Origin of the sequence: Pseudoalteromonas sp. SWYJ118 (assembly GCF_015864505.1) — a bacterium.
GTDB lineage: Bacteria > Pseudomonadota > Gammaproteobacteria > Enterobacterales > Alteromonadaceae > Pseudoalteromonas > Pseudoalteromonas arctica.
On the sequence record NZ_JADYXC010000001.1, the window covers coordinates 365,173 to 389,814 of the forward strand.

22 protein-coding genes are annotated in these 24,642 nt (G+C 39.2%); 17 read left to right on the forward strand and 5 right to left on the reverse strand.

The window, feature by feature from the left end:
- On the reverse strand, positions 1 to 486 hold the full coding sequence (locus I6F48_RS01770) for an FKBP-type peptidyl-prolyl cis-trans isomerase (RefSeq protein WP_007581704.1): 486 nt from the start codon (positions 484 to 486) through the stop codon (positions 1 to 3).
- Positions 487 to 498: 12 nt separating this feature from the next.
- Positions 499 to 1,410, reverse strand: a complete 912-nt coding sequence (ygfZ, locus tag I6F48_RS01775; protein ID WP_169044250.1) for a CAF17-like 4Fe-4S cluster assembly/insertion protein YgfZ — start codon at positions 1,408 to 1,410, stop codon at positions 499 to 501.
- A gap of 164 nt (positions 1,411 to 1,574) precedes the next feature.
- On the opposite strand from ygfZ, the gene I6F48_RS01780 reads away from it, so the two are divergent.
- Both I6F48_RS01780 and I6F48_RS01785 read left to right on the forward strand, forming a co-directional pair.
- A complete protein-coding gene (locus tag I6F48_RS01780) occupies positions 1,575 to 1,826 on the forward strand; it encodes an FAD assembly factor SdhE (RefSeq protein WP_007581709.1) in 252 nt (83 codons plus the stop codon).
- A 55-nt stretch (positions 1,827 to 1,881) separates the two neighbouring features.
- Positions 1,882 to 2,238 carry a hypothetical protein gene (locus I6F48_RS01785; protein ID WP_197118681.1) on the forward strand — a complete coding sequence of 119 codons (357 nt, stop codon included), beginning with the start codon at positions 1,882 to 1,884 and terminating at the stop codon, positions 2,236 to 2,238.
- Here I6F48_RS01785 and nadB read toward each other — a convergent pair.
- Complete coding sequence (gene nadB / locus I6F48_RS01790; RefSeq protein WP_197118682.1) at positions 2,213 to 3,823, reverse strand: L-aspartate oxidase; 1,611 nt, start codon at positions 3,821 to 3,823, stop codon at positions 2,213 to 2,215. The genes I6F48_RS01785 and nadB overlap by 26 nt on opposite strands.
- 246 nt (positions 3,824 to 4,069) lie before the next feature.
- Between nadB and rpoE the strand changes: the two genes are divergently transcribed.
- From rpoE to pdxJ, 10 genes are all read left to right on the forward strand, one after another.
- Positions 4,070 to 4,651: an RNA polymerase sigma factor RpoE gene (gene rpoE / locus I6F48_RS01795; RefSeq protein WP_002958721.1), complete on the forward strand. Its 582-nt coding sequence runs from the start codon at positions 4,070 to 4,072 to the stop codon at positions 4,649 to 4,651.
- 1 nt (position 4,652) lies between these two features.
- The gene (locus I6F48_RS01800; protein WP_007581717.1) at positions 4,653 to 5,270 is read left to right on the forward strand and encodes a sigma-E factor negative regulatory protein; all 618 of its coding nucleotides are present in this window, start codon (positions 4,653 to 4,655) and stop codon (positions 5,268 to 5,270) included.
- 4 nt (positions 5,271 to 5,274) lie between these two features.
- On the forward strand, positions 5,275 to 6,225 hold the full coding sequence (locus I6F48_RS01805; RefSeq protein WP_007581719.1) for a MucB/RseB C-terminal domain-containing protein: 951 nt from the start codon (positions 5,275 to 5,277) through the stop codon (positions 6,223 to 6,225).
- Positions 6,226 to 6,244: 19 nt separating this feature from the next.
- Complete coding sequence (locus I6F48_RS01810; RefSeq protein ID WP_197118683.1) at positions 6,245 to 6,694, forward strand: SoxR reducing system RseC family protein; 450 nt, start codon at positions 6,245 to 6,247, stop codon at positions 6,692 to 6,694.
- 275 nt (positions 6,695 to 6,969) lie between these two features.
- A complete protein-coding gene (gene lepA, locus I6F48_RS01815; protein ID WP_007581724.1) occupies positions 6,970 to 8,757 on the forward strand; it encodes a translation elongation factor 4 in 1,788 nt (595 codons plus the stop codon).
- 16 nt (positions 8,758 to 8,773) lie between these two features.
- Positions 8,774 to 9,709, forward strand: coding sequence for a signal peptidase I (lepB, locus tag I6F48_RS01820; RefSeq protein WP_197118684.1), 936 nt, complete (start codon positions 8,774 to 8,776; stop codon positions 9,707 to 9,709).
- 2 nt (positions 9,710 to 9,711) lie between these two features.
- Positions 9,712 to 10,389, forward strand: coding sequence for a ribonuclease III (gene rnc / locus I6F48_RS01825; protein WP_007581728.1), 678 nt, complete (start codon positions 9,712 to 9,714; stop codon positions 10,387 to 10,389).
- Entirely contained in the window at positions 10,379 to 11,311 is a 933-nt protein-coding gene (gene era, locus I6F48_RS01830; protein ID WP_007581730.1) for a GTPase Era, read from the forward strand. Before rnc ends, era begins: the two co-directional genes overlap by 11 nt.
- Positions 11,312 to 11,331: 20 nt before the next feature.
- Complete coding sequence (recO, locus tag I6F48_RS01835; protein WP_165739865.1) at positions 11,332 to 12,024, forward strand: DNA repair protein RecO; 693 nt, start codon at positions 11,332 to 11,334, stop codon at positions 12,022 to 12,024.
- Between the two features lie 22 nt (positions 12,025 to 12,046).
- Complete coding sequence (pdxJ, locus tag I6F48_RS01840) at positions 12,047 to 12,778, forward strand: pyridoxine 5'-phosphate synthase (RefSeq protein ID WP_007581734.1); 732 nt, start codon at positions 12,047 to 12,049, stop codon at positions 12,776 to 12,778.
- Between the two features lie 82 nt (positions 12,779 to 12,860).
- Here pdxJ and barA read toward each other — a convergent pair whose 3' ends face one another.
- Positions 12,861 to 15,635 (reverse strand): two-component sensor histidine kinase BarA, encoded by a 2,775-nt coding sequence (gene barA, locus I6F48_RS01845; protein ID WP_007583105.1) that lies wholly within the window; start codon positions 15,633 to 15,635, stop codon positions 12,861 to 12,863.
- A 109-nt stretch (positions 15,636 to 15,744) separates the two neighbouring features.
- Here barA and rlmD point away from each other — a divergent pair, with 109 nt between their 5' ends.
- From rlmD to eno, 5 genes are all read left to right on the forward strand, one after another.
- Entirely contained in the window at positions 15,745 to 17,070 is a 1,326-nt protein-coding gene (rlmD, locus tag I6F48_RS01850; RefSeq protein WP_165739867.1) for a 23S rRNA (uracil(1939)-C(5))-methyltransferase RlmD, read from the forward strand.
- Positions 17,071 to 17,078: 8 nt separating this feature from the next.
- Positions 17,079 to 19,235 carry a GTP diphosphokinase gene (gene relA / locus I6F48_RS01855; protein ID WP_010553214.1) on the forward strand — a complete coding sequence of 719 codons (2,157 nt, stop codon included), beginning with the start codon at positions 17,079 to 17,081 and terminating at the stop codon, positions 19,233 to 19,235.
- Between the two features lie 2 nt (positions 19,236 to 19,237).
- Complete coding sequence (gene mazG / locus I6F48_RS01860) at positions 19,238 to 20,035, forward strand: nucleoside triphosphate pyrophosphohydrolase (protein ID WP_165727555.1); 798 nt, start codon at positions 19,238 to 19,240, stop codon at positions 20,033 to 20,035.
- 162 nt (positions 20,036 to 20,197) lie between these two features.
- Positions 20,198 to 21,832, forward strand: a complete 1,635-nt coding sequence (locus I6F48_RS01865) for a CTP synthase (protein ID WP_010553216.1) — start codon at positions 20,198 to 20,200, stop codon at positions 21,830 to 21,832.
- A gap of 112 nt (positions 21,833 to 21,944) precedes the next feature.
- Positions 21,945 to 23,243, forward strand: coding sequence for a phosphopyruvate hydratase (gene eno / locus I6F48_RS01870; RefSeq protein WP_024589994.1), 1,299 nt, complete (start codon positions 21,945 to 21,947; stop codon positions 23,241 to 23,243).
- A 197-nt stretch (positions 23,244 to 23,440) separates the two neighbouring features.
- Here the strand turns inward: eno and mutH are convergent, their stop codons facing one another.
- The gene (mutH, locus tag I6F48_RS01875) at positions 23,441 to 24,112 is read right to left on the reverse strand and encodes a DNA mismatch repair endonuclease MutH (protein WP_024589993.1); all 672 of its coding nucleotides are present in this window, start codon (positions 24,110 to 24,112) and stop codon (positions 23,441 to 23,443) included.
- Between the last annotated feature and the right edge of the window lie 530 nt (positions 24,113 to 24,642).

Consider the following 24,642-nt stretch of genomic DNA (forward strand, 5'->3'; position numbering starts at 1 on the left):
TTAGTGGTCGTGACCACACCCACCTTCACCATGTACATGACCATGAGTGAGTTCTTCTTCGGTTGCATCACGTACTTCTAGTATCTCTACATCAAAGTTAAGTGTTATGCCTGCAAGTGGGTTATTACCATCTACAATAACTTCTTCATCTTGGATATCGATGATCATTACTGATTGGTCACCATCATCTGTTGATGCACGAAATTGCATGCCGACTTCAATTTCCATACCTTCAAACATCGACTTAGGTACAGCTTGCATTAGGTTATCGTGGCGTTCGCCATAACCTTCATCAGGTTCAACTTTTACGCTAAGTGTGTCGCCTGGTTGTTTGCCTTGCAAAGCATTTTCTAGGCCTGAAATTAAGTAGCCTGTGCCAATGATAAAGTGTAGTGGCTCACCACCGAACGAGTTATCAATGCTATTGCCATCATTATCCATTACCGAATAATGCATTTTTACCACTTTGTTTGCCGCAACGATCATAGTCATTCCTATTTATTCATCTTCAAGAGAGTAGGGTAGAGGCAGAATGCTTAGCTCCACCTGAGGTGTGTGTTTTGCACGAAGTACCTGAGTTACATCAGTATCGTTTGGCAACACAACGAGGCCTGTTAATTTATTTGTTTGTTCATTAAAGCTTTGTGCAATAAGTTTACCCGCACGGCGCCAATTTTCGCCTAATTGGGTTTCTAAATCGGGCTCTGAAAGTATCCCTTCGCTTTGACCTGAAACTATATACATTGCACGCTTATTTTTACCTAGGTACTTCATGCGAGCCACAGTTTCTTGACCGGTATAACACCCTTTTTTAAAGCTTATACCGCCAATAGCATGTAGGTTTACCATTTGAGGAACATACTCGCCAATTGCATCTGCACTTAACTGAGGTTCACCTGCAAGCATAGATGCTTGTTGCCAAGGAGCTTCGTTATCAAGTGTAGATACGTCATCAGGCATACTAAACTGGCTATCGACCATCAATAAAACACGGTTATCAGCTAATTTTAGTGCTTTACCGCTTTCAAAGTCACACGCGCTCGCATCACCTTCAAAGTTAATATCAAGTTGTGCGAGTACACCCGATAAATCATCACCAATGAGACCAATTAATCGCTTTGAACATGCACTAATGTCAACTTTTGCAAATACGGCATACTTTTTTAGCTCAGCTAACGATTTTTCTACTTCGTTTTCGCTGCCTGTAAGGTAGTAGCTGTCTTGATAAGAAAATAATTTAAATACGCCCCAAAGTTTACCTTTAGCGCTGCAATGGCCAGCCCACAAATAATTACTGCTGGTTAATTTATTTAGATCTTGAGTGATTTGCCCGTGTAAATAAGATAATTTATCAGCACCGCAGAGGCTAATAAGTTGATGAGATAACGGACATGCATAAACGCTCGACATAAAAACCTTCTTTGCAATATAAATGAAGTGACATAATAACGCAGTTGTTACGTATGGTACAGACAAGCGCTTATTGGTGCGGGTTTATTCTTTAATGAGAGATTAATAGCTGCTAAATAGGCTTGTGTTTGTTAAACTCGAGTCAATTAAGTATGAGGTTTAAAATGGTTGAAATTCATAGTAAAGCACGTATTCGTTGGGCTTGCCGTCGTGGCATGTTAGAGCTTGATGTTTTGTTTATGCCGTTTGTTGAAGAAGCATACGACTCTTTAAGCGCAGAGCAACAGGCTATTTTTCAGCGTTTGCTAACAGAAGAAGACCCTGACTTATTTGCATGGTTTATGGGTCATCAAGAATGTAAAGATGAGCAGTTAAACGGTATGGTTTCGCTGATCTTAGACCGAGTTCGTGTATAGGTTTACAGTTACTAATAATAACGCTGACCACAAACCTATTGTGGTCTTTTTTTGCATGCTCAGTTTAATATTATGTTTATTTTTAGATTCGCTACTAGCTATGCTTTTTTGTTTGATAATTAATATATTAGCTGGCTTTTTAGTGTGGCAAAAAGTGTTGGCAATTCATCCAAACCATGGCGTTATAATTCTAGAACCCAAGCTATTTAGGTTTGAGGGTGAAGGTTTAAAAATTCAGGGTGAAATTAGTAAAAAAAGCCGTTTTTATGGCAATAATATATGGCTACATATTAAAGGTTTTAGTAACAGCCATTGGCTAATAATTTCAGCCAATGGTGTTAATAAACAAAGCTATGCACGCTTAAAGCGCGCGGCTTTAAATGCGATTAATTGCGCTGCGGAGTCAAAATAGTCGGTGTTGGGTTTTCATTTTGTTCAGGGTAGTCAATTGTGTAATGCAATCCTCGGCTTTCCTTTCGCTCCATCGCACTTCTAATAATTAACTCAGATACTTGCACTAAATTACGAAGCTCAAGTAAGTTATTACTTACTCTAAAGTTTGCATAGTAATCGTGTATCTCTTGCTGCAGTAACTCAACTCTGTGTAATGCGCGTTCTAAGCGTTTAGTTGAGCGTACAATACCTACATAATCCCACATAAATAAACGTAGCTCATGCCAGTTATGGGTAATAACTATTTCCTCGTCTGAATTACTAACACGGCTTTCATCCCAATGAGGCAGTTCCATTGGCTCAGGTGCATGTTCAATTTTGCTTAAAATATCTTTCGCTGCAGCGTGGGCAAAGACAATACATTCTAATAGTGAATTACTTGCCATACGGTTTGCACCGTGCAGGCCTGTATAAGCCACTTCACCAACTGCATATAAGTTATCGAGATCTGTTTTACCGTTAAAGTCAGTCATTACGCCACCACAGGTGTAATGCGCAGCAGGTACAACAGGGATTGCTTCTTTAGTTATATCAAGGCCAACACTTAAGCATTTTGCGTAAATAGTAGGGAAGTGCTCAATAATAAAATCTTTGTCTTTGTGGCTAATATCTAAGTAAACACAATTAGCACCTAAACGCTTCATTTCAAAATCGATTGCGCGTGCCACTATATCGCGTGGTGCAAGTTCTTCACGACTGTCAAAATCTTTCATAAAACGAGTGCCATCAGGTCGTTTTAAATAAGCCCCTTCACCGCGCATAGCTTCTGTAATTAAAAAGTTTTGTAGCTCTGGATGATAAAGGCTCGTTGGATGAAATTGATTAAATTCCATATTGGCAACTTTACAGCCTGCGCGCCATGCCATTGCAATGCCATCACCACTTGATACATCTGGATTAGATGTATACAAATACACTTTGCTTGCGCCACCAGTGGCAAGAGCAACAAATTTAGCTGAAATGGTTTCTACCTTTTTAGCTTTTTTGTTCCACACATACATACCTTCAATGTGTGAGCCTGTTTTTCCGGCGCTTTTATCTGTAATTAAATCAATAGCATTGTATTGCTCTAAGAGCGTTATATTCTTATGAATTTTAACTTGGCTAATAAGCGTGGTTTGCACAGCTTTGCCAGTAGCATCGGCTGCATGCAAAATACGACGATGGCTGTGACCGCCTTCACGTGTTAAATGAAAACGCTCTTTTCCTTTGCTATCAAACTCCATATCAAAGGGAACACCTTGGTCGATTAACCACTGTAGGCAATCGTGAGCATTGCTGGCAGTATAATGAACAGCGTCTCTATCGCATAAACCGCCGCCCGCATCGAGTGTATCTTCAACATGAGATTCTATGCTGTCGTTTTGTTTATCAAATACAGCTGCTATACCACCTTGAGCATATAAAGTAGAACCTTCTGTAAGCGCTCCTTTACTGATCACGGTAACGTTACAATAATTAGCTAGAGATAATGCAAGTGATAAGCCTGCTGCGCCGCTACCTATAATAGCGACATCTGCAATGTGATGTTTATTTTGGTTCATGTCAGAGGTACTTTGCGGTTACAATGCTCATATAGAGCAATATTTGTTTTTAATATCTGTAGTTGTACCATATTTGTCATACTACTACGTAGTGATTTTAAAGGCTTAGCGCCGTTATTTATCATCTATTTTATAAAAAAATAATATTAAGCAGAACTTTTTATTCATAAAGAGGTCAGAGTATTTGTGAACAATGACGACAATATGAATAACAAGCAAAAATCAGACATAGGAGTACCGGCTCGAATGAGCGAGCAGGAATTAGATTTAGTGCTAGTAAAAAGGGTCCAGCAAGGAGATAAAAACGCCTTCAACCTATTAGTAAAGAAGTATCAAAACAAAATTGCAGGTTTGATCTCACGTTATGTATCAAACCAAGGCGATATTGCTGATGTAGCACAAGAGGCTTTTATTAAAGCTTACCGTGCACTTCCAAACTTTAGAGGTGACAGCGCCTTTTACACGTGGTTATACCGTATTGCCGTTAATTGTGCTAAAAATTACTTAGTAGCCCAGGGGCGTAAGCCGCCAGCAAATGATATAGACGCTGAAGATGCCGAGTTTTATGATTGTGCAGATTCAATGCGATCTAATGCATCTCCTGAAAACCTACTTTTAAGCGAAGAAGTACGCGCTGTTATTTTTAATACGATCGATAGTTTGCCTGAAGATCTTAAAACCGCAATCACCCTTAGAGAAATCGAAGGGATGAGCTATGAAGAAATAGCAGTGGTAATGGATTGCCCGGTCGGGACTGTGCGTTCGCGTATATTTCGTGCCCGTGAAGCAATAGATAACAAATTAAACCCATTAATAGGCGAGTCTTAGTATGACAAAAGCACACCTTAACAAGTTAGATAACGAAGCGTTATCGGCATTACTTGATGGCGAGCAACATCTGACTGATGCAAAAATTGCAGAGCAAGATGTAACTACGTTTGGCCGTTATGCGTTAATTGGTGATGCGATGCGTGCTCAAAAAAATAATAACGACATACATATTGATATTAGCGATCGCGTTGCATTAGCACTTGAAAGCGAGCCTGTTTATGCTGACTTTAGTCAGTCAAAAACACAGCCTCAAGCAATCACTGAGACGGTACAAGATAATAAAGTAGTGGCTTTTAATTGGCGCAAGCCAGTTGCTCAACTAGCAATTGCAGCCAGTGTGGCAATGTTTGCTATTGTGGGAGTTAATACGCTTCCTCAAAGTAACAACGAGCAACAAAGCGAAATTCCATTACTACAAACCACACCGCTGACAGGTATGGCGTCGCCAGTAAGTTACTCATCTGAACCTGCGCTTGAAAATGCAGAGCAAGGTTTACGTGAATTACAGCAACAACGTATTGGTGCATTAGTTCTTGAGCATCAACGCCAAGCACGAGTTGCGAATTCTTTAGAAACAGCGCAAACTAATACCAAAGCGTCTGAGGAAAAAAACTAATTAAATGAAAGTAATCACTTTTGTTCTGTCGTTGGTAGTAAGCTTTAATGCATTTGCCAACGACACAAATCCTGCCAAAGATTTATTACTAAAAATGGCTAATGCCGTTCACACCCGTAATTTTGACGCTTCGTTTGTGGTTGTCAAAGGTAAAACAATGGAACCCTACCGATGGGTGCATGCTTTACAAGGTGATACAGAACTTGAGCATTTAAGTTTACTTAACGGTGCTGGGCTTGAAATGGTCCGTATTGACAACCAAGTTACTTATTTTGAACCTCAGTCTGAACCATACTCCCTAAAAACAGATTCAATAGCGGGTCCAATCCCTGAAGTGCTTTTTAAAGATATAGATCGCTTAAGCGCGCACTATGATTTTGTATTAGGCGGGAAAGGTCGTATTGCAGGGCGTGCTGCTCAACTAGTTCGCATAGAATCTAAAGACGAGTATAAATATAATTATTGGATTTGGCTGGATATGGAATCGTCGTTGTTACTAAAAGCCGCGTACGTTAACCATGAAGGTGAGGCCTTAGAACAGTTACAGCTTACCCATATTAGTGTGACAGAGCAGCCAGCAGGTATGTTACTTGAAGTGCTCAATCGAAACTTTCCAACGCCTTTACCAAACGATGCACTTATAAACGAAGACAGTACAGCGACTAACTGGCAGATTAGTTGGTTACCGGATGGCTTTGAATTACTAAAATCAGATAGACATAAGCTCGATTTAAATAACGAATTAACAGACTATTACTTGTTCTCCGATGGTTTTGTTGAAATTTCGGTATTTATTCAGCGTCCATTACCGGGTAAGCGTTTAAGTGGTGCACTAACCTCTGGTGCAACGACAGTATATGTGCATAATGGCGGTAATTTTGATGTATCGGTTGTTGGTAATGTACCGAGTATGACCGCAAAAGCGATTGCTGAGTCAGTTACCCGCGCATTATAAACGATTCGTAAGGATTGTTATGATTGAACAAACCCTCACTGTTGTGGCCCTCGATGGCCACATTGCTCATTTAGAAGCACAACAAAAACAAGCTTGTGAAGGCTGCAATGGTCGTTGCGGCTCACAAGTGTTTGGTAAGCTGTTTGGCACTGCAAAAAAAACCTTCCCTTATAAATTTGAATCCTCTGTTGAAGTAGGACAAAAGGTAACCTTGTCACTTGATGATAGTCACGTCGTTAAGCATGCATTTGCGGTATACATGCTACCACTGCTTTTAAGTCTGGTTTTTGCACTGATTGCAGCGCAATTATTTATGTCTTCCGAAGTTTGGCAAATTTTAGCTGCAGCTTTAGGTGGTGTTACTGGTTTCTTTATAGCTAAAACTCGCGTGAAATCGCTAAAGCACGATATAAAAGTTATAAAAATTCACCCAATTAGTATCCCTTTAACTCAAATAGATGGTGATTGACGCCAATTAAATGTAAAATTGCCGTTTTATACCAAAGTAACTTGGAAATACAGGGAATAGTGGTTTTTTAAATTATTTTATCTAGCTGAATTATGTAAATTAAATAAGTTTAACTTATTGTTATTCAATAAATAAAATGGTTTTAATCAATATTAAAAAGCATTCGTGATGTTTGTAATTTACAAACTGAGCTTATGGCATCCTACAGCAAGTATTTTCAAGTCACTTAGGTATTCATATTTAGTCCATTAAAATAGAAGTATAGAATCCAGTTTATGAAGCATATCCGTAATTTTTCGATCATCGCCCATATTGACCATGGTAAATCGACCCTTTCAGATCGTTTGATCCAAGTTTGTGGCGGTTTAACCGACCGTGAAATGCAAAAACAAGTTTTGGATTCAATGGATATTGAGCGCGAACGTGGTATTACCATTAAAGCGCAAAGTGTAACGTTGAATTACAAAGCGAACGATGGCGAAACTTATCAACTTAATTTCATTGATACTCCAGGACACGTTGATTTTACATATGAAGTATCGCGTTCTTTAGCTGCATGTGAAGGTGCACTACTCGTTGTTGATGCAGGCCAAGGCGTTGAAGCACAAACATTAGCTAACTGTTACACCGCTATTGAAATGGAATTAGAAGTAATTCCAGTACTTAACAAAATCGATTTACCGCAAGCGGATCCTTTGCGCGTTGCAGAAGAAATTGAAGAAATTATTGGTATTGATGCCCTTGATGCAGTGCAATGTAGCGCTAAAACGGGTGTAGGTATTGCCGAAGTTCTTGAAATGATTGTGAGAGATGTTCCGCCGCCAGTAGGCGATACAGATGGACCTCTACAAGCACTTATTATCGATTCTTGGTTTGACCCATACCAAGGCGTTGTATCATTAGTGCGTATTAAGCACGGTGAATTACGCACTGGCGACAAAATAAAAATAATGTCGAATGAGCATATACATACTGCCGACCAAGTGGGTGTGTTTACACCTAAGCAAACTAACACCGGTATTTTAAGAACCGGTGAAGTAGGGTTTGTTATTGCTGGCATCAAAGAGATACATGGTGCGCCAGTAGGCGATACTATAACTCATCAAAAAAATGCGGCTCCACTTCGTTTACCTGGTTTTCAAAAAATTAAGCCTCAGGTTTATGCAGGTATGTTCCCAATTGCATCAGATGAGTATGAATCATTCCGTGATGCGCTTAATAAATTAAGCTTAAACGATGCGTCGTTATTCTTTGAACCAGAGAATTCAACTGCATTAGGTTTTGGTTTCCGCTGTGGCTTTTTAGGTATGCTACACATGGAAATCATTCAAGAGCGTTTAGAGCGTGAATACGATATTGATTTAATTACAACGGCACCTACGGTGATCTATGAGATAGTTACTAAAGAAGGTACATTCCAGATTGATAACCCGTCTGATTTACCTGCAGTAAACGATATTTTAGAAATTCGTGAGCCGATTGTTGAAGCTAATATTTTGGTACCACAAGAATACTTAGGTAATGTTATTACTTTGTGTATTGAAAAACGCGGTAGCCAAACAAAAATGACCTATCACGGAAAGCAAGTAGCTGTTACGTATGAGCTACCTATGGCTGAAGTGGTAATGGACTTTTTTGATAAATTAAAATCAACAAGCCGTGGTTTTGCATCGCTTGATTATAACTTTAAACACTTTCAAACATCAGATATGGTGCGTGTTGATATTTTAATCAATAGTGAGCGTGTTGACGCACTTGCGATTATTGTTCACCGTGATGGTGCTCAGTCTCGTGGTCGCCAATTAGCTGATGCATTAAAAGAGCTTATTCCTCGTCAAATGTTTGATATTGCGATTCAAGCAGCTATTGGACAACACGTTATTGCACGTACTACGGTAAAACAGTTACGTAAAAACGTAATTGCTAAGTGTTACGGTGGCGATGTGAGTCGTAAGAAAAAGCTACTTAAAAAGCAAAAAGATGGTAAAAAACGTATGAAGCAAGTAGGTAATGTTGAAGTGCCTCAAGAAGCGTTTTTAGCTATTTTAAAAGTTGGTAAATAAAAACAAAGGATTATAAATGGCTGGTTATTTTTCAGTTTTATTGGTGCTATTAACCTTAGGCTCAGGCTTAATATGGTTAATAGATCACTTAATGTATGCACCTAAAAGACAGGAACGCTTAGCGATAGCGCAAACGTCTGCTGGAGCTCTGTTAGATGAAGAAACTGCGGCATTAATTGCACCAGAACCAGTACTAACAGAAACAGCAAAGTCGATTTTCCCGATGATTGCAGCAATTACTATTTTTAGATCATTTATTTTTGAACCGTTTCAAATTCCATCTGGTTCAATGATGCCTACACTGTTAGTGGGTGACTTTATTTTAGTACAAAAGTATTCATATGGAATAAAAGACCCAGTTTGGCGCACTCAGTTAGTTGATGTCGGTGAGCCTGAACGTGGTGATATTGTTGTTTTTAAATACCCTTTAGATGAAAGTGTTGACTATATTAAACGTACGATTGGTTTACCTGGCGATAAAATTGTTTATCGTGATAAACGTTTATATATTCAGCCAAACTGTAAAGAAGGCGAAACCCAACAGGGTGAGCTTTTATGTAATGAATTCAATAAAATTGATTTTAAACTAATTAATGATAACGAATTTAAACAAGGCCCAATGCCTCTAGCTCGTGTGAATGAAAATTTAACAACAGTTACGCATGATATATTAATCAACCCACAAGCGCCTGAAAGAAAAGGGCGTTACTATCAGCAACCGGGCACGCCTTCTGATGAATGGACTGTTCCTGCTGATCATTATTTTATGATGGGTGATAACCGCGACAACAGCCAAGATGGTCGCTTTTGGGGCTTTGTACCAAAAGAAAACTTGGTGGGTAAAGCTGTCTTTATATGGATGAGTTTTGAATTTGAGAATGGCCCTGATGATATTTTACCAGGATGGGTTCCAACTGGTGTTCGCTTTGAACGCCTAGGTAATATTCAGTAACGATGAAAAAAAATGTAACAGAATTATATAAAAAAATTGGCTATGAATTCGCTGATCAAGGCTTACTTGAACAAGCAATGACGCACCGCAGCCACAAAGGCCAACATAATGAGCGACTAGAATTTTTAGGCGACTCGATTTTAAGCTTTGTGATTGCCAATGCACTTTATGCCAAATTTCCTAAAGCGCGTGAAGGCGATTTAAGCCGCATGCGTTCAACACTTGTGCGTGGTCAAACACTTGCCGAGTTTGGTCTTGAATTTGGTCTAGGCGATTATTTACGCTTAGGGCCGGGCGAGCTTAAAAGTGGCGGTTTTCGTCGCGAGTCAACGCTTGCTGATGCAGTAGAAGCTATTATAGGCGCTGCATTTTTAGATTCAGGTATCGACAGTTGTGGCGATCTTATATTGGCGTGGTACCAATCACGTTTGGATGCTATTTCACCAGGGCTTAACCAGAAAGATCCTAAAACCCTGCTGCAAGAGTATTTACAAGCCCGTAAATTATCGTTACCGGGCTACACAGTGGTTGATACACAAGGCCAAGCACACAATCAAACATTCACGGTTGAATGTATTGTTGATGGAATGGATAGCATAATTTCTGTTGGTAGCTCGCGCCGTAAGGCCGAACAAAAAGCTGCCGAAAAAGCATTGAAGATACTTAAAAATGAACCTTGATACCTTAATACAGCCTCATGAACGTGATGTAGATACATTTTGTGGAATGGTGGCGATTGTCGGTCGACCAAACGTAGGTAAATCGACTTTGCTTAATGAAATCATTGAGCAAAAAGTGAGTATTACCTCACGTAAACCACAAACTACACGTCATCGTATTATGGGTATTCATACCGTAGATAAACACCAAGCGGTATACATAGATACACCGGGTCTACACGTTGAAGAAAAGCGTGCTATTAACCGTCTAATGAATCGAGCAGCGTCTAGTTCTATCGGCGATGTAGAGCTTATTATTTTTGTCGTTGAAGGCACTCATTGGAATGCAGATGACGATATGGTACTTAATAAAGTATCGCAAAGTGGTAAGCCTGTATTATTGGTTATTAATAAAATTGACCAAGTTAAAGACCGTGATCTTGTATTGCCTCATATGAAGTGGTTAAGTGACAAGTTTGATTTTGTTGGAATTATGCCAGTATCAGCAACGCAAGGTAAAAACGTTGATTTAATCAAAGCAGAAGTAACTAAACGCTTACCTCCTTGCGAATTTTACTTTCCTGAAGATTATGTAACTGACCGTTCGATGCGCTTTATGGCAGCTGAAGTTATTCGTGAAAAGCTAATGCGTTTTATGGGTGAAGAGCTACCGTATTCTGTGACTGTTGAAATTGAGCAGTTTAAGTGGCAAGACAACGGTATTTGGCACATCAATGGGTTGATTCTTGTTGAGCGCGAAACACAAAAACGCATGGTTATTGGTAATAAAGGCGAAAAGCTAAAAACCATTGGCCGTGAAGCCCGTAAAGACATAGAAGAAATGCTTGATAACAAAGTGTTTTTAGAGCTTTGGGTTAAAGTTAAGTCGGGTTGGGCTGATGATGAACGTGCACTAAGAAGCTTAGGTTACAGTGAAGACTAAACCAAGCAGTAGCTTAGTGAATGGATAGCGACTTCTACACCGCGTATTTATTACATCGGCGTCCTTATAGTGACTCCCAAGTAATGTTAGATATGCTTGTAGAAGGCGTTGGCCAGTTAAGAATGCTGGCCCGAATTAGTGGTCGCCAGGCCACTAAACATAAAGCACAACTTCAGCCGTTCCAGGCACTCCTTGTTAATTACAGTGGCAAGTACGATTTAAAATATATCAATAAGTTTGAACTGCATGGTAACCCGCACTTTTTAAAAGGTGATGAGCTTTATTGTGGTTTTTATTTGAATGAGCTGACTAATCGCATCGTTCCTGTTAATGAGCCAATTGAACAAGTATTTGAGCTATATAAATCTCACCTAGAAAACCTAAACAGCGGAGCCAATTTACAAGAAGTGCTTCGCTCGTACGAATTTCAATTATTGGAATTACTCGGTTATGGCGTGGATTTTAGTTTTGATGCCAGTGGTGAACCAATAGATGAAAAGCAGACGTATAGTTATTTCCCCGAACTTGGTTTTTTAGTACAAGAAGATACGCGTTCTGGATTTAGTGGCAAACAACTTAACGCCATAGCAAATCATGACTTTAGCCAAAGTGATGTGCTATATATGGCAAAGCAATTAAGTCGCTATTTATTAAAACCCTTATTAGGTAGTAAACCATTAAAAAGCCGTGAGCTATTTATGGCCTCTCAATAAACGTAATTTTACAGGTAAGAAAATGAAAGATATTCTTTTGGGTGTAAACGTAGATCATATTGCAACACTTCGTCAAGCGCGTGGAACAAGTTACCCAGATCCAGCCCATGCAGCCAGTGTAGCAGAGCATGCAGGCGCAGACGGTATTACGATCCACTTACGTGAAGACAGACGCCATATTCAAGATCGCGACGTTTATGTGATGGCTAAAACTATCCAAACTCGCATGAATCTTGAAACCGCTGTTACCGATGAAATGATACAAATAGCGCTTGAAGTAAAACCCGAGTACGTGTGTTTAGTACCTGAAAAGCGCGAAGAGTTAACCACCGAGGGCGGCTTAGATGTAGCGGGTAATATAGATAAAATTAAAGCCGCAACAAAAACGCTTACCGACGCGGGTATTAAAGTATCGCTATTTATTGATGCAGATAAAGCACAACTAGATGCAGCCAAAGAATGTGGTGCTCCTTATGTAGAAATACACACAGGCGCGTATGCTGATGCAACAAATGATACTGATTTACACAAAGAGTTAGAGCATATTCGTGAAGGTGTTAAATACGCAGCAAGCTTAGGTTTGATTGTTAACGCTGGCCATGGTCTTCATTACCATAACGTTAAACCCATTGCCGCGATGCCTGAGATTTATGAGCTAAATATTGGCCACGCTATTATTGCTCGTGCAGCGATAGATGGACTCGATAAAGCCGTACGCGATATGAAACGATTAATGATTGAAGCAAGAATGTAATACGATTCTACATAAGTATTTAAAAAGCTTAATTAAAAAAACGCGGTTAATGCCGCGTTTTTTTGTATCTAAAATTCAAAGCTTATCTTTGTAACTCAGTTACGCTTGCATCAGCAAGTAAGTTTTCAAGCTCGTCCTGTAGCTCAAATAATTCAGGTTCAATATTCTCTAACAAGCATTTATTTTTAAGTGATGTTTCAATTGTTTCTGCGAGTGATTTAAGTTTTGGTACACCAGTGTAGCAACATGCACCATGAAACTTGTGGACAATACTTAAGACTTGCTGACAATCATTACTCTCTATCGCTTTAGCAAGCAATGTAAGAGTTTCAGGGACGCTTAGAAGTAGCATATTAAGCATCTCTAGCGCTAACTCGCTCTTTCCGCCAGCACGCTGCAGGGCTTGTGCCCAATCAATTCGACTACTTTGAAATGGTGCAGGACTTTGTGGTGTATCTGTTTTAGCTTTATCGCGATTAACTGGGGTCTGTGGACTATGGTCGCTAATAATTTGTTTAAGCATATCTTCATCAATAGGCTTAGTTAAATAGCCTTTAAAGCCATCTTTTAGTAGTTGCTCTTTTTCGCTTTGAAGGGCGTGTGCCGTTACAGCTATAATGGGTGTATCTTCATTAAGTGATGATTCTTGTATAAGCTTGCATGCGGTTATACCGTCCATAATTGGCATCTGAATATCCATAAAAATTATGTCGTATTTATGACTTTTACTTAAGCTGTATGCTTGTGAACCATTATGTGCTGTTTCAATTACTTCAATCTGCTCACTTAATAAAGTATGGAGAAGTTTTAAGTTGGCATCGTTATCATCAACAACCAATACTTTTAACGGCAGCAAAGCTTGATCGTTTTGTTCAATATTATGAGTAGGGTGGTCAAGCCTGTAAGGTGCGGCAAGTACTTCACATAACTTACGGTGATTAAGTGGTTTACTTAAACACGCATCAGCACCGCTGCCTATAAAGGCTTCTCGCATATTGTGCGATACTGTATTAAGCATTAAGTATAAGTAGTCTGTAGATTCACGCACGGCTTTTACATAGCTTTTTAGTTGCTGCATATCATCAACTGATGCCATATGGCCAATTAAGCAAACATCATATTTATGTTCAGTATTTTTTATAGCGTCTAAAAAGCTAGTCTCATTAAAACATGCCGTTACGCTTGATTCCCACTGAGTCAATAACGAAAGTACAGCGTGATGTGTATGCTCGTGTGGCTCTAAATACAAAATACGCTTACCAATGAGCGATTTAGTCGGTAAGTCGTTAGTAAATACATGATTGGGCAAACTAAACACACTATTGAATGTAAAACAGGTACCGTTACCTGGTGCAGAGTTTAATGTTATGCGGCCATTCATCGCTTCAACAATATGCTTAGTAATAATGAGGCCAAGACCTGTACCACCAAACTTACGTGTAATGCTTGAGTCTGCTTGCCCAAATGGAGTAAATAAAGAGTCTTGCTTATCCATAGGTATACCCACGCCAGTATCTGTTACTGACACAAGTAAAGAGGTGCGTTCGTCGTCGAGTAACCGATGGCTTATGTCGACCTTAATGGAGCCTTTTTCAGTAAATTTAATCGCATTACTTAATAGGTTTATCAGCACTTGTTTAAAGCGAGTGGGATCGCCCGTTAAGTCATCTGGTACTTGTTGGTTAATGTAAATGGATAGCTCTAATTGCTTATCGTGTGCGCTAGGAGCGAGTAGCGTCATCACTTCATTTACAGCATCACGAAGTTGAAACTGAATCGACTCAAGTTCCATTGCACCCGCTTCTAGTTTGGAGAAATCTAGAATGTCGCTAATAATAGTCATTAAACTATTTGCTGATAGCATAATAGTGTCGAGATAATCTTTTTGATGCTTGTTTAGTGGTGTTTTATAAAGCTGGCGTGTAAATCCAATAACACCATTTAACGGAGTACGAAGTTCGTGACTCATTTTAGCTAAAAAGTCTGATTTTACGCGGTTAGCATCTTGAGCTTCTTTTTTTGCAAACGAGAGTTCTATATTTGAAGTTTCGTATTGCTCTAGTGTTTCACGGTAGTCGCTAGTTGCTTGATCAATATTTTTTTGCATTTCATCTTTTTGCATCACCATAGTGTGAGCAATGGTATTTAAGCCTTCTCGCAATAGCTCAAATTCACCTATCATGTTGTCGTTAAGGCCAGTACTTCTTTTACCTTCGACTAACTTGTCGGTTGCAAGTACTAACTTATTAAGCGGCGTCATAAACATGCGGCTTAACCTTAAAGCTAAAATTGCTGCAAACACCAATGATAAAATAATTACAATACCGCTAATTAATAAAGCACGTTGCTGCCCTATAACCGCTTGGTCTTTGTTTAGCTGTATAATAACGGTGCCCAAAGATGACTGAAAAGCAGATGGGTCCCATTTAGAGTCGTGACTTGTATGGTTAATAATGGGCGTGAAGAATGTAACAAGCTCATCTGACTTTTGCACGTGGGTCGTTTTTAAATTTATGAGCGTCTTTTGATTAATTAACTTTTCAAATGAGCGGTGATAATTACTCGTCATTAATAGCGCATTATTTTTATCAAAAATTGCAATCGACTTAATTGTAGGGGAGTGCTTGTTATGTGTGTAGCTTATAAGGCGATTCAATAGCTGTTTGTTTTTTTCGAGCATGGGTTGCTCAAGCGCAATAGCAAGGGGCTCAGAAATAGTAGTACCTTGCTGATATAAAATTTCATCAAGCTCAATGTAACGATTTATTGTAAAATAGCCACCAAGTAGTAATCCTATGATCACCGTTGGGATCAGGGTCAGTGTTAAAACAGAATCGCGTAAGCCTAATTTGGTCATAATGGGAGCGTTTTATCGTTATTAGTATGATTTGAGTATATACGGTTCAACACGCATTCTAAAGCATCTAAATATAGGTGCTTCATAAATAAACTGAAGGTAATGCCTAATGGCGCAAATTTTTAAAGCGAAAAAAAAACCGCTTAAGCAACAAACATTAGAATTAAATATAACGGGAATGGATCATCAAGGGCGTGGCATTGCTAAGCATAATAATAAAGTATGCTTTGTAAGCGGTGCATTACCAAATGAAACAGTTAAAGCAATGCTCGTCGAAGATAAAGCTAAATACAGCAGTGCAAAAGTAATTAAAGTTATTAAAGCGAGTGAATCAAGAGTAGACGCTTTTTGTGAGCACTATAATCAGTGTGGTGGCTGCCAATTACAGCATTTAGAAGTAAGCCAACAAGTTGTAGAAAAACAAACTGCAGTTACTCAGCTATTTAGTAAGTTTGCTAAATTAAACAGCTTAAACTGGCAAGCTCCATTATTAAGTAAGTCTGTGCATTACAGGCGCAGCGCTCGCATAGCCGTTATGTTTGATAAAGCAGCAAAAAAAATGCGTGTGGGTTACAGAGCCAGTGGTTCAAAAAATATTGTCAGTATTAATAAATGTACAGTACTTGATGAAGTATTTGCAGATGTTTTTACACTTTTTGATGGTTTAATTAATCAACACAAAGCGCTGCACAGTATAAGCCATTTACAGTTATGCCAAAGTGATGAGAAAAACTTTGTTGTTATTCGTCACACTAAAGCAATTAACGATGATACAAAGGCTTTGGTTGAGCACATAACAAAAAGCCAACAGTTTGAAGTTGTATGGCAAAGCGAGAGCGATGTAATTGAGCATTCACACTTAGCCATGCCGTTTTATTATCTTAAAGAGTTTGATCTAAAATTTGAATTTGGTTTAGGTAATTTTATTCAGGTAAATGCGCAAGTTAACGAAGCTATGTTAAAGCAAGCCGCAAATTGGCTTGATTTAAAAGGTGATGAAAATTTATTGGATTTATTTTGTGGCATTGGTAATTTCTCATTAGTGTTGGCAAAACAAGCAAAATCTGTAATTGGCGTAGAAGGTGTGACTTCAGCGGTTGCAATGGCTGCTCAAAATGCGCAAACTAACTCTATTACCAATGCGCAGTTTCATTGCTTTGATTTAACGCAAAGCATACAGAGCGCCCCATGGTTTAGTAAAAACTTACATGTGCTTGTACTCGATCCTTCTAGGACTGGTGCAATGGCTGTATTAGAGCAATTATCTTTAAAGCAGTTTAAAACTATTTTATATGTCTCTTGTGACCCTGTTACTTTAGCCCGTGACAGCGCAATTATTTCACAAGCTGGCTTTGATCTTAATAAAATTGGGCTAATGAATATGTTTCCTCATACAGGGCATATTGAAACTATGGCGTTATTTCAACGGAGGTAGAACGCATTATGGTAGCTACACGACAATCACATCAACAAGATGAGACAACAGATTTTAGCACTCGGCTTTCATTTCTTGCCTTGTCTGAAGAAAAAACAGAGCTACTTACTAAAGCGCAAGCGCTCTGCGTAAAATGTGATAATGAAAGCAGGCAAACTACTGCAATCGAAATGGTTGAAATTTTAGCTGAGCTAAATCTCGACCCCGAATCGTTAGCTACTGCGTATTTAACCCCGTATTTTTTAAACGATTTAATATCACTTGAAACCATAGAAGAGCAGCTTGGTAGTAATATAGCCATGCTGTTAACTGGGGTTGCACAAATGGCCACTATTAGTACTTTATCGCATCAAGGTAAAGGAACTATGCAAGTTGATAATATTCGAAAAATGTTATTAACCATGGTTGAAGATGTGCGCGCCGTGGTCATTAAGCTTGCCGAGCAGGTATGTCATTTACGTAATGTAAAAAATGCGGATGAAGAAGACCGCGTCATTGCCGCTAAAGAAACGGCTGATATTTTTGCACCATTGGCAAACAGATTAGGAATAGGGCAATTAAAGTGGGAACTGGAAGATTTATCGTTTAGATATTTGCACCCAGGCACCTATAAAAGCATAGCCAAACAACTTGACGACAAACGTCTTACGCGCGAAGCCTATATGGAAGATATGGTTGAGCAAGTAAAAAACCGTTTAAGTGAAGCGGGCATAGAGGCCCAAGTTTATGGCCGCCCCAAGCACATTTACAGCATTTATAAAAAAATGCAGCAAAAAAACTACGAGTTTGATCAGCTTTTTGATATTCGTGCAATGCGTATCGTTGTTGAACGCCTACAAGATTGTTATGGAGCGCTGGGTATTGTGCACACCAATTGGCGTCATCTTAATAAAGAGTTTGACGACTATGTAGCAACCCCAAAACAAAACGGCTATCAGTCAATCCATACCGTAGTATTTGGGCCTGAAGGTAAAACAGTAGAAATACAAATTCGTACCAGCGATATGCATCAAGATGCTGAGTTGGGTGTGGCTGCACACTGGATGTACAAAGAAGGTGCATTACCGGGACGCGGCTCGGGTTATGAGCAAAAAATTAGCTGGTTGCGTAAGTTACTTCAATGGCAAGAAGAAGTAGTCGATGGTGGTGATTTAGCTGAAGAGCTTAAAAACCAAGTAGTAGAAGATCGCGTATACATATTTACCCCAAGCGGCGATATTATTGATTTACCACTTGGCGCTACACCGCTTGATTTTGCTTACTACATTCACTCAAATGTGGGGCATCGTTGTATTGGTGCAAAAATATTCGGCAAAATAGTGCCGTTCACGCATCAACTTACAACTGGGGATCAGGTAGAAATACTGACCCAAAAACAACCAAATCCAAGTCGTGATTGGTTAAACCCATCATTAGGGTATATTAAGTCATCGCGTGCTAGAGCTAAAATTCATCACTGGTTTAAACAGCTCGACCGCGACAAAAACTTAAGTGCGGGGAAAGAAATTCTCGACAGTGAATTACAAAAGCTTAATTTAACATACAAAGATTTAGAGCCAGCCATCAAGCGTTTTAACTTTAAAGAACTTGATGACTTAATGGTTGCAATTGGTGCGGGCGATGTACGCCTCAATCAAATGCTTAACTTTGTAAGTGATCGGACAGAAGATGAACCGGTTATTCGTATTAAAGCGCCTAGCAAAGTAACCGGTGACAAAAACGGCATAGTGGTTGATGGCGTTGGTAGCTTAATGAGCCATGTAGCCAAATGCTGTCGTCCTGTCCCTGGCGATGAGATAATAGGTTATATAACGCAAGGTCGAGGAATAGGTGTTCATAAGGAAGACTGTGATTCGTTTAATAACTTAAAAAATCAGCATCCAGAGCGTGTTATTTCGGTAAGTTGGTCTGATGATATCAACGGCTCGTACGCACTAAGTATTAAAATAGAAGCAACCGATCGTTCAGGCCTAATACGCGATATAAGCTCAGTACTTGCTAACGAAAAAGTAAATGTTTTAAATATGAACGTAAATACGGTTGAAGATAATCAGTTAGCTATATTTACGATGCAAATAGAAGTACATGACTTATCGGGTACTAACCGTGTTCTTTCTAAGTTACACCAAATTGAAGGTGTACACGATGCCAAGCGTGGTCATTAATCATGAATGATAATGCAGCGCTTACACAACTTCTTAGCATAATGAAAACACTGCGAGATCCCAAGGGCGGTTGCCCGTGGGATCTCAAACAAGATTTTAAATCTATTGTGCCGCATACACTAGAAGAAGCATACGAAGTTGCCGACTGTATTGAGTCAGGCAACTTAGATGAGCTTAAAGGTGAATTGGGTGATTTGTTATTTCAAATTATTTTTTATGCGCAGCTTGCACAAGAGCAAAATCTATTTGATTTTAATGATGTAGTGGAGCAATTAAACGATAAGCTTACACGTCGTCACCCGCATGTATTTGGTGATAAAAAAGAGCTAACAGATAAGCAGCTATCGCACCAGTGGCAAACAATCAAAGCACAAGAGCGCAGTGCTAAAGCGCAAACAGAATCACCTTCTTTTTGGCAAGATATTCCTGCCAATATGCCAAGCTTAAGTAAAGCCAAAAAAATTCAACAACGGGTTGCCTCACTAGGTTTCGATTGGCCAACGTATCATGGTGCACTTGATAAAGTGAGCGAAGAAGTGCTTGAAGTAAAAGAAGCGATTGAGCAAGACCCGTTATCTGATCATACAGCGGAAGAGCTCGGCGACTTACTTTTTGCCACTGTTAATGTTGTACGCCATGTTAAACGAGATCCCGAACAACTGCTTCGTAGCGCTAATGATAAGTTTTCAGCGCGTTTTGAAAAGGTAAACGCCTATTTGCATGCGCAAGGTAAAAGCTTAGATACAGCCACCTTTGAAGAAATGGACAGCGCATGGGATGCGATTAAAAAAGTAAAATAGGCTTAATGTTAAATAGTGCACATTTTTTGTGCGCGCATTAGCTAATTTTAGCTGGATTGATAAGCAGTGTTTTGGTACAATTTCGCCCCGTCTTGATGATATACCCTTAGGCTCTTCTTTGGGTGTTATATTCCTTTTAATTCCTGATATTCTAGGGTTCGCATGAGTACAAAATTTATCTTCGTTACTGGCGGAGTTGTTTCTTCGTTGGGTAAAGGTATTGCCGCAGCTTCACTGGCCGCTATTTTAGAAGCCCGTGGTTTAAATGTTACCATTTTAAAGCTGGATCCTTACATCAACGTTGACCCAGGCACAATGAGCCCAATTCAACACGGTGAAGTTTACGTTACAGAAGACGGCGCAGAAACTGACCTTGATTTAGGTCACTACGAGCGTTTTATTCGTACCAAAATGACTAGTCGTAATAACTTCACACAAGGCCGTGTATATGAAGACGTATTACGTCGTGAGCGCCGTGGTGAATACTTAGGCGCTACTATTCAGGTTATTCCACATATCACTAACGATATTAAGCAACGTGTATACGACGGTGCTGAAGGTTATGATATTGCTATTGTAGAAATTGGCGGCACTGTAGGTGATATAGAATCACAACCGTTTATTGAAGCAATTCGTCAGATGGGAACTGAAATTGGCCGCGAACGCGCGCTATTTATTCACTTAACGTTAGTGCCATTTTTAGGCCCTGCAGGTGAAGTTAAAACAAAACCAACTCAGCACTCTGTTAAAGAGTTACGCTCAGTAGGTATTCAGCCAGATATTCTTATTTGTCGTTCAGACCGTAAACTACCTAATAATGAGCGTGCAAAAATCTCATTATTCACAAACGTAGAAGAAAAAGCGGTTATTTCATTACCTGACGTAGACAGCATTTATAAAATTCCAGCGCTATTAAAAACGCAAGAATTAGATAACTTCGTATGTCGTCGTTTTCACTTAGATCCACCAGAAGCTGATTTAGCTGAGTGGGAACAAGTACTTTATCAAGAGTCTAACCCAACGGGTGAAGTGACAATTGGTATGGTTGGTAAATACACTGAATTACCAGATGCGTACAAATCGGTTAACGAAGCATTAAAGCATGCGGGCCTTAAAAACCGTTTAACAATTAATATTCAATACGTAGATTCACAAGATTTAGAAAACAAAGGTGTTGAATTACTTTCACACTTAGATGCTATTTTAGTACCAGGTGGATTTGGCGGACGTGGTGTTGAGGGTAAAATCTTAGCGGCTAAATACGCACGTGAAAATAAAGTACCATACCTAGGTATTTGTTTAGGTATGCAAGTAGCATTAATTGAATATGCACGTAATGTTGCAGGCTTAACGGATGCAAACTCTACAGAGTTTAATGCAAATTCAGAAGCGCCAGTAGTTGGCTTAATTACTGAATGGCTAGATGCTGAAGGTAATGTTGAAACACGTAGCGAAAAATCTGATTTAGGTGGCACTATGCGTTTAGGCGCACAAAAATGTCATTTAACACCAGGTTCTAAAGTACGCGAAGTATATGGCAGCGACGAAATTGTTGAACGTCATCGTCATCGCTACGAAGTAAATAATAACTTTGTAGAAATACTTGAAAAAGCAGGCTTAAGCTTTACTGGTTTATCAGAAGATAAAAAACTGGTAGAAATTATCGAAAATAAAGATCACCCATGGTTTATTGCCGCGCAGTTCCACCCGGAATTCACGTCAACTCCACGTGATGGTCATCCGTTGTTTGAAGGGTTTGTAGCAGCCGCGCATATCCACCAAAAAGCGAATTCGTAATTTTAAAAGCCGTGCATATTGCACGGCTTTTTTGTTTTAAGGGCTGACTAAGCTATATAAAACGTAGTAAAGTTAGCTGAACTCACCATTTTGGGAATATAGAGGAATCAAGATGTCAGAAATCGTAAAAGTAATCGGTCGCGAAATTATGGACTCGCGTGGTAACCCAACTGTTGAAGCAGACGTACATTTAGCAGATGGCTCTTGGGGTCGTGCAGCAGCACCTTCAGGCGCATCTACTGGTACTCGTGAAGCATTAGAGTTACGCGACGGTGATAAATCACGTTACTTAGGTAAAGGTGTATTAAAAGCAGTTGGTTATATCAATAACGAAATTGCTGATGCTTTAAAAGGCCAAAGTGCATTAGATCAAAGCGCTGTAGATAAAGTGATGCTAGATTTAGACGGTACCGAAAATAAAGAAAAATTAGGTGCAAACGCAATCTTAGCTGTATCACTAGCAACCGCGAAAGCAGCTGCACAGTCTAAAAAAGTTGAGCTTTATGAACATATCGCTGACTTAAACGGCACGCCAGGTGTTTACTCTATGCCACTTCCAATGATGAACATCATCAATGGTGGTGAGCATGCAGATAACTCTGTAGATATTCAAGAATTCATGATCCAACCTGTTGGCGCTAAAAACTTCCGCGAAGGCCTACGCATGGGTGCTGAAGTATTCCATAGCCTTGCTAAAGTACTTAAAGCTGATGGTCATTCAACAGCGGTTGGCGATGAAGGTGGTTTTGCACCAAACCTTGCATCTAACGAAGCGGCTCTTGCTGCAATTAAAGTAGCTGTAGCAAACGCAGGTTACGAGCTAGGTAAAGATATTACTTTAGCGATGGATTGTGCTGCATCTGAGTTCTACGACAAAGAAGCAAACATCTACGACCTTAAGGGTGAAGGCAAAAAATTCACTTCTGAAGAATTTAACTTCTTCTTACAAGATCTTACTAATCAGTACCCAATCGTTTCTATTGAAGATGGTCTTGATGAGTCTGATTGGGATGGCTTTGCACATCAAACTAAACTAATGGGTGATAAAATCCAATTAGTAGGTGATGATTTATTTGTAACAAATACTAAGATTTTAAAACGTGGTATCGACAACGGTATTGCTAACTCAATCTTAATTAAGTTTAACCAAATCGGTTCTTTAACTGAAACTTTAGCTGCAATCAAAATGGCTAAAGATGCTGGTTTTACTGTTGTTATTTCTCACCGTTCTGGTGAAACTGAAGATTCAACAATTGCTGATTTAGCGGTTGGTACTGCTGCAGGTCAAATTAAAACAGGTTCATTGAGCCGTTCTGACCGTGTTGCAAAGTACAATCAATTACTACGTATTGAAGAGCAATTAGGTGATAAAGCACCGTACAACGGTCTTAAAGAAGTTAAAGGTCAGTAATTCTATTTTATATAGAATCTAATTTTTAATTTTAGATGATAAAATCCTCGCATAAGCGGGGATTTTTTATGCCTGATACTTTTTCAAAGATATGAGAATAAGTTGTAGGGTTAAGCTTGCTGGCGCGCGCACAGAGCGAAAGAGGGTGGCGGCAATAATATTAAAGGTTACTTAAGTTTTAATATTTTATAACACAGTTAAAGCTGAAACTGCTGCTTTAAAATATCACCTGTAAAACTGGTTTTTAAGTAAAAGCCACGGGGTAGGGTTTTAATTATTTGCCCATTTGGACCAATAGCATCAGTCACTATTTTGCTATGAGCTGCTTTAGGGCGTATTTGCATCGCATCGCCTAAATGGCCTGATATTTCGTCGACTCTACCTAGCGCAATTAGCTCCATTTGCTCTTCCCAGTCGCGCTGTAATAAAGCGTCCTGTTCAGGTGAGGGTTGCCACAAAAAGCCGCTGCCAATGGTTCTATCAAACGGGGCAATATCACGTTCGCTTAAAATTGGCAGCCATAAAACATGATTTAGTTTTTTACGTACAGAGCTGGTATGCCACGTCATTCCTGTAACGTTCATTAAGGGTGTAACCGATACAAAGGTCGTTTCTAGTGGCCTACCTTTATAGGAAATAGGGAGTGTTTTTAGCTCAATTCCTAAATCTTCAAAATCAGGAAGTGGTTTTGAGCCCGCAGTAGCACCTAGTACATATTCAATTAACTGACCAGTCCAACCTTTTTCGCGCAGTAAATCATCTGGCGTTTTAAAATTATACTTGTTAGCAAGCTGCCCTAGAGTTAATCCGGCAATATTATTAACGCGTTGCATTAAATCGTTTATTGAGTGTGGTTTTGTAGGTCGCATGTCATGCCAATTTTATTAAAATATGAATATTATAGAGGTTTAACAACTCACTAACTACGTTGAAATTACTTATGCGGAGAAACTGCATATGATAGTTTTTTGTTATTGAGCTACTTTTTATTGCGATTATAAATATCAATTCAACGTAATTAGTATTCTTAATTTCGGTTGTATAAATATCATAGCCATGATAGCAAATAGGCTAAGCCGTGGATATCACTAGAGTTGTGTGTTTTTTGCTCGCTTGTTGTTTGAGTTAATTTTGAACATATCGAAATTAAGCTGCTTTACTTTAAGTTACTGACTCAGTTGGTTTTTTTAATGTTGTACATTCAGTTTTGATTAAGCAATTTAAAAGTTGTAAGGATAAATACAACTATATGAACATGTTTATCCACAGAATCTGTGGAGAAGCCAAGTTTTTAGATCTAATATTGTGGATTTGTTTGCAAAATGAGCGTGTTTTACAAAAGTTATGCACAAACTGTGAGTAACTAGAGGAAAACAAGAACCGCAATAGCCTTGTTAAG

Coding starts and splice junctions, on each gene's coding strand:
- pdxJ (WP_007581734.1), top strand. CDS start 12,047: ATGAAAGATATTCTTTTGGGTGTAAACGTAGATCATATTGCAACACTT.
- recO (WP_165739865.1), top strand. CDS start 11,332: ATGGATAGCGACTTCTACACCGCGTATTTATTACATCGGCGTCCTTAT.
- rnc (WP_007581728.1), top strand. CDS start 9,712: ATGAAAAAAAATGTAACAGAATTATATAAAAAAATTGGCTATGAATTC.
- I6F48_RS01865 (WP_010553216.1), top strand. CDS start 20,198: ATGAGTACAAAATTTATCTTCGTTACTGGCGGAGTTGTTTCTTCGTTG.
- rlmD (WP_165739867.1), top strand. CDS start 15,745: ATGGCGCAAATTTTTAAAGCGAAAAAAAAACCGCTTAAGCAACAAACA.
- I6F48_RS01780 (WP_007581709.1), top strand. CDS start 1,575: ATGGTTGAAATTCATAGTAAAGCACGTATTCGTTGGGCTTGCCGTCGT.
- I6F48_RS01810 (WP_197118683.1), top strand. CDS start 6,245: ATGATTGAACAAACCCTCACTGTTGTGGCCCTCGATGGCCACATTGCT.
- mutH (WP_024589993.1), bottom strand. CDS start 24,112: ATGCGACCTACAAAACCACACTCAATAAACGATTTAATGCAACGCGTT.
- lepA (WP_007581724.1), top strand. CDS start 6,970: ATGAAGCATATCCGTAATTTTTCGATCATCGCCCATATTGACCATGGT.
- eno (WP_024589994.1), top strand. CDS start 21,945: ATGTCAGAAATCGTAAAAGTAATCGGTCGCGAAATTATGGACTCGCGT.
- I6F48_RS01770 (WP_007581704.1), bottom strand. CDS start 486: ATGATCGTTGCGGCAAACAAAGTGGTAAAAATGCATTATTCGGTAATG.
- I6F48_RS01800 (WP_007581717.1), top strand. CDS start 4,653: ATGACAAAAGCACACCTTAACAAGTTAGATAACGAAGCGTTATCGGCA.
- ygfZ (WP_169044250.1), bottom strand. CDS start 1,410: ATGTCGAGCGTTTATGCATGTCCGTTATCTCATCAACTTATTAGCCTC.
- rpoE (WP_002958721.1), top strand. CDS start 4,070: ATGAGCGAGCAGGAATTAGATTTAGTGCTAGTAAAAAGGGTCCAGCAA.
- era (WP_007581730.1), top strand. CDS start 10,379: ATGAACCTTGATACCTTAATACAGCCTCATGAACGTGATGTAGATACA.
- barA (WP_007583105.1), bottom strand. CDS start 15,635: ATGACCAAATTAGGCTTACGCGATTCTGTTTTAACACTGACCCTGATC.
- I6F48_RS01805 (WP_007581719.1), top strand. CDS start 5,275: ATGAAAGTAATCACTTTTGTTCTGTCGTTGGTAGTAAGCTTTAATGCA.
- lepB (WP_197118684.1), top strand. CDS start 8,774: ATGGCTGGTTATTTTTCAGTTTTATTGGTGCTATTAACCTTAGGCTCA.
- mazG (WP_165727555.1), top strand. CDS start 19,238: ATGAATGATAATGCAGCGCTTACACAACTTCTTAGCATAATGAAAACA.
- relA (WP_010553214.1), top strand. CDS start 17,079: ATGGTAGCTACACGACAATCACATCAACAAGATGAGACAACAGATTTT.
- nadB (WP_197118682.1), bottom strand. CDS start 3,823: ATGAACCAAAATAAACATCACATTGCAGATGTCGCTATTATAGGTAGC.
- I6F48_RS01785 (WP_197118681.1), top strand. CDS start 1,882: ATGCTCAGTTTAATATTATGTTTATTTTTAGATTCGCTACTAGCTATG.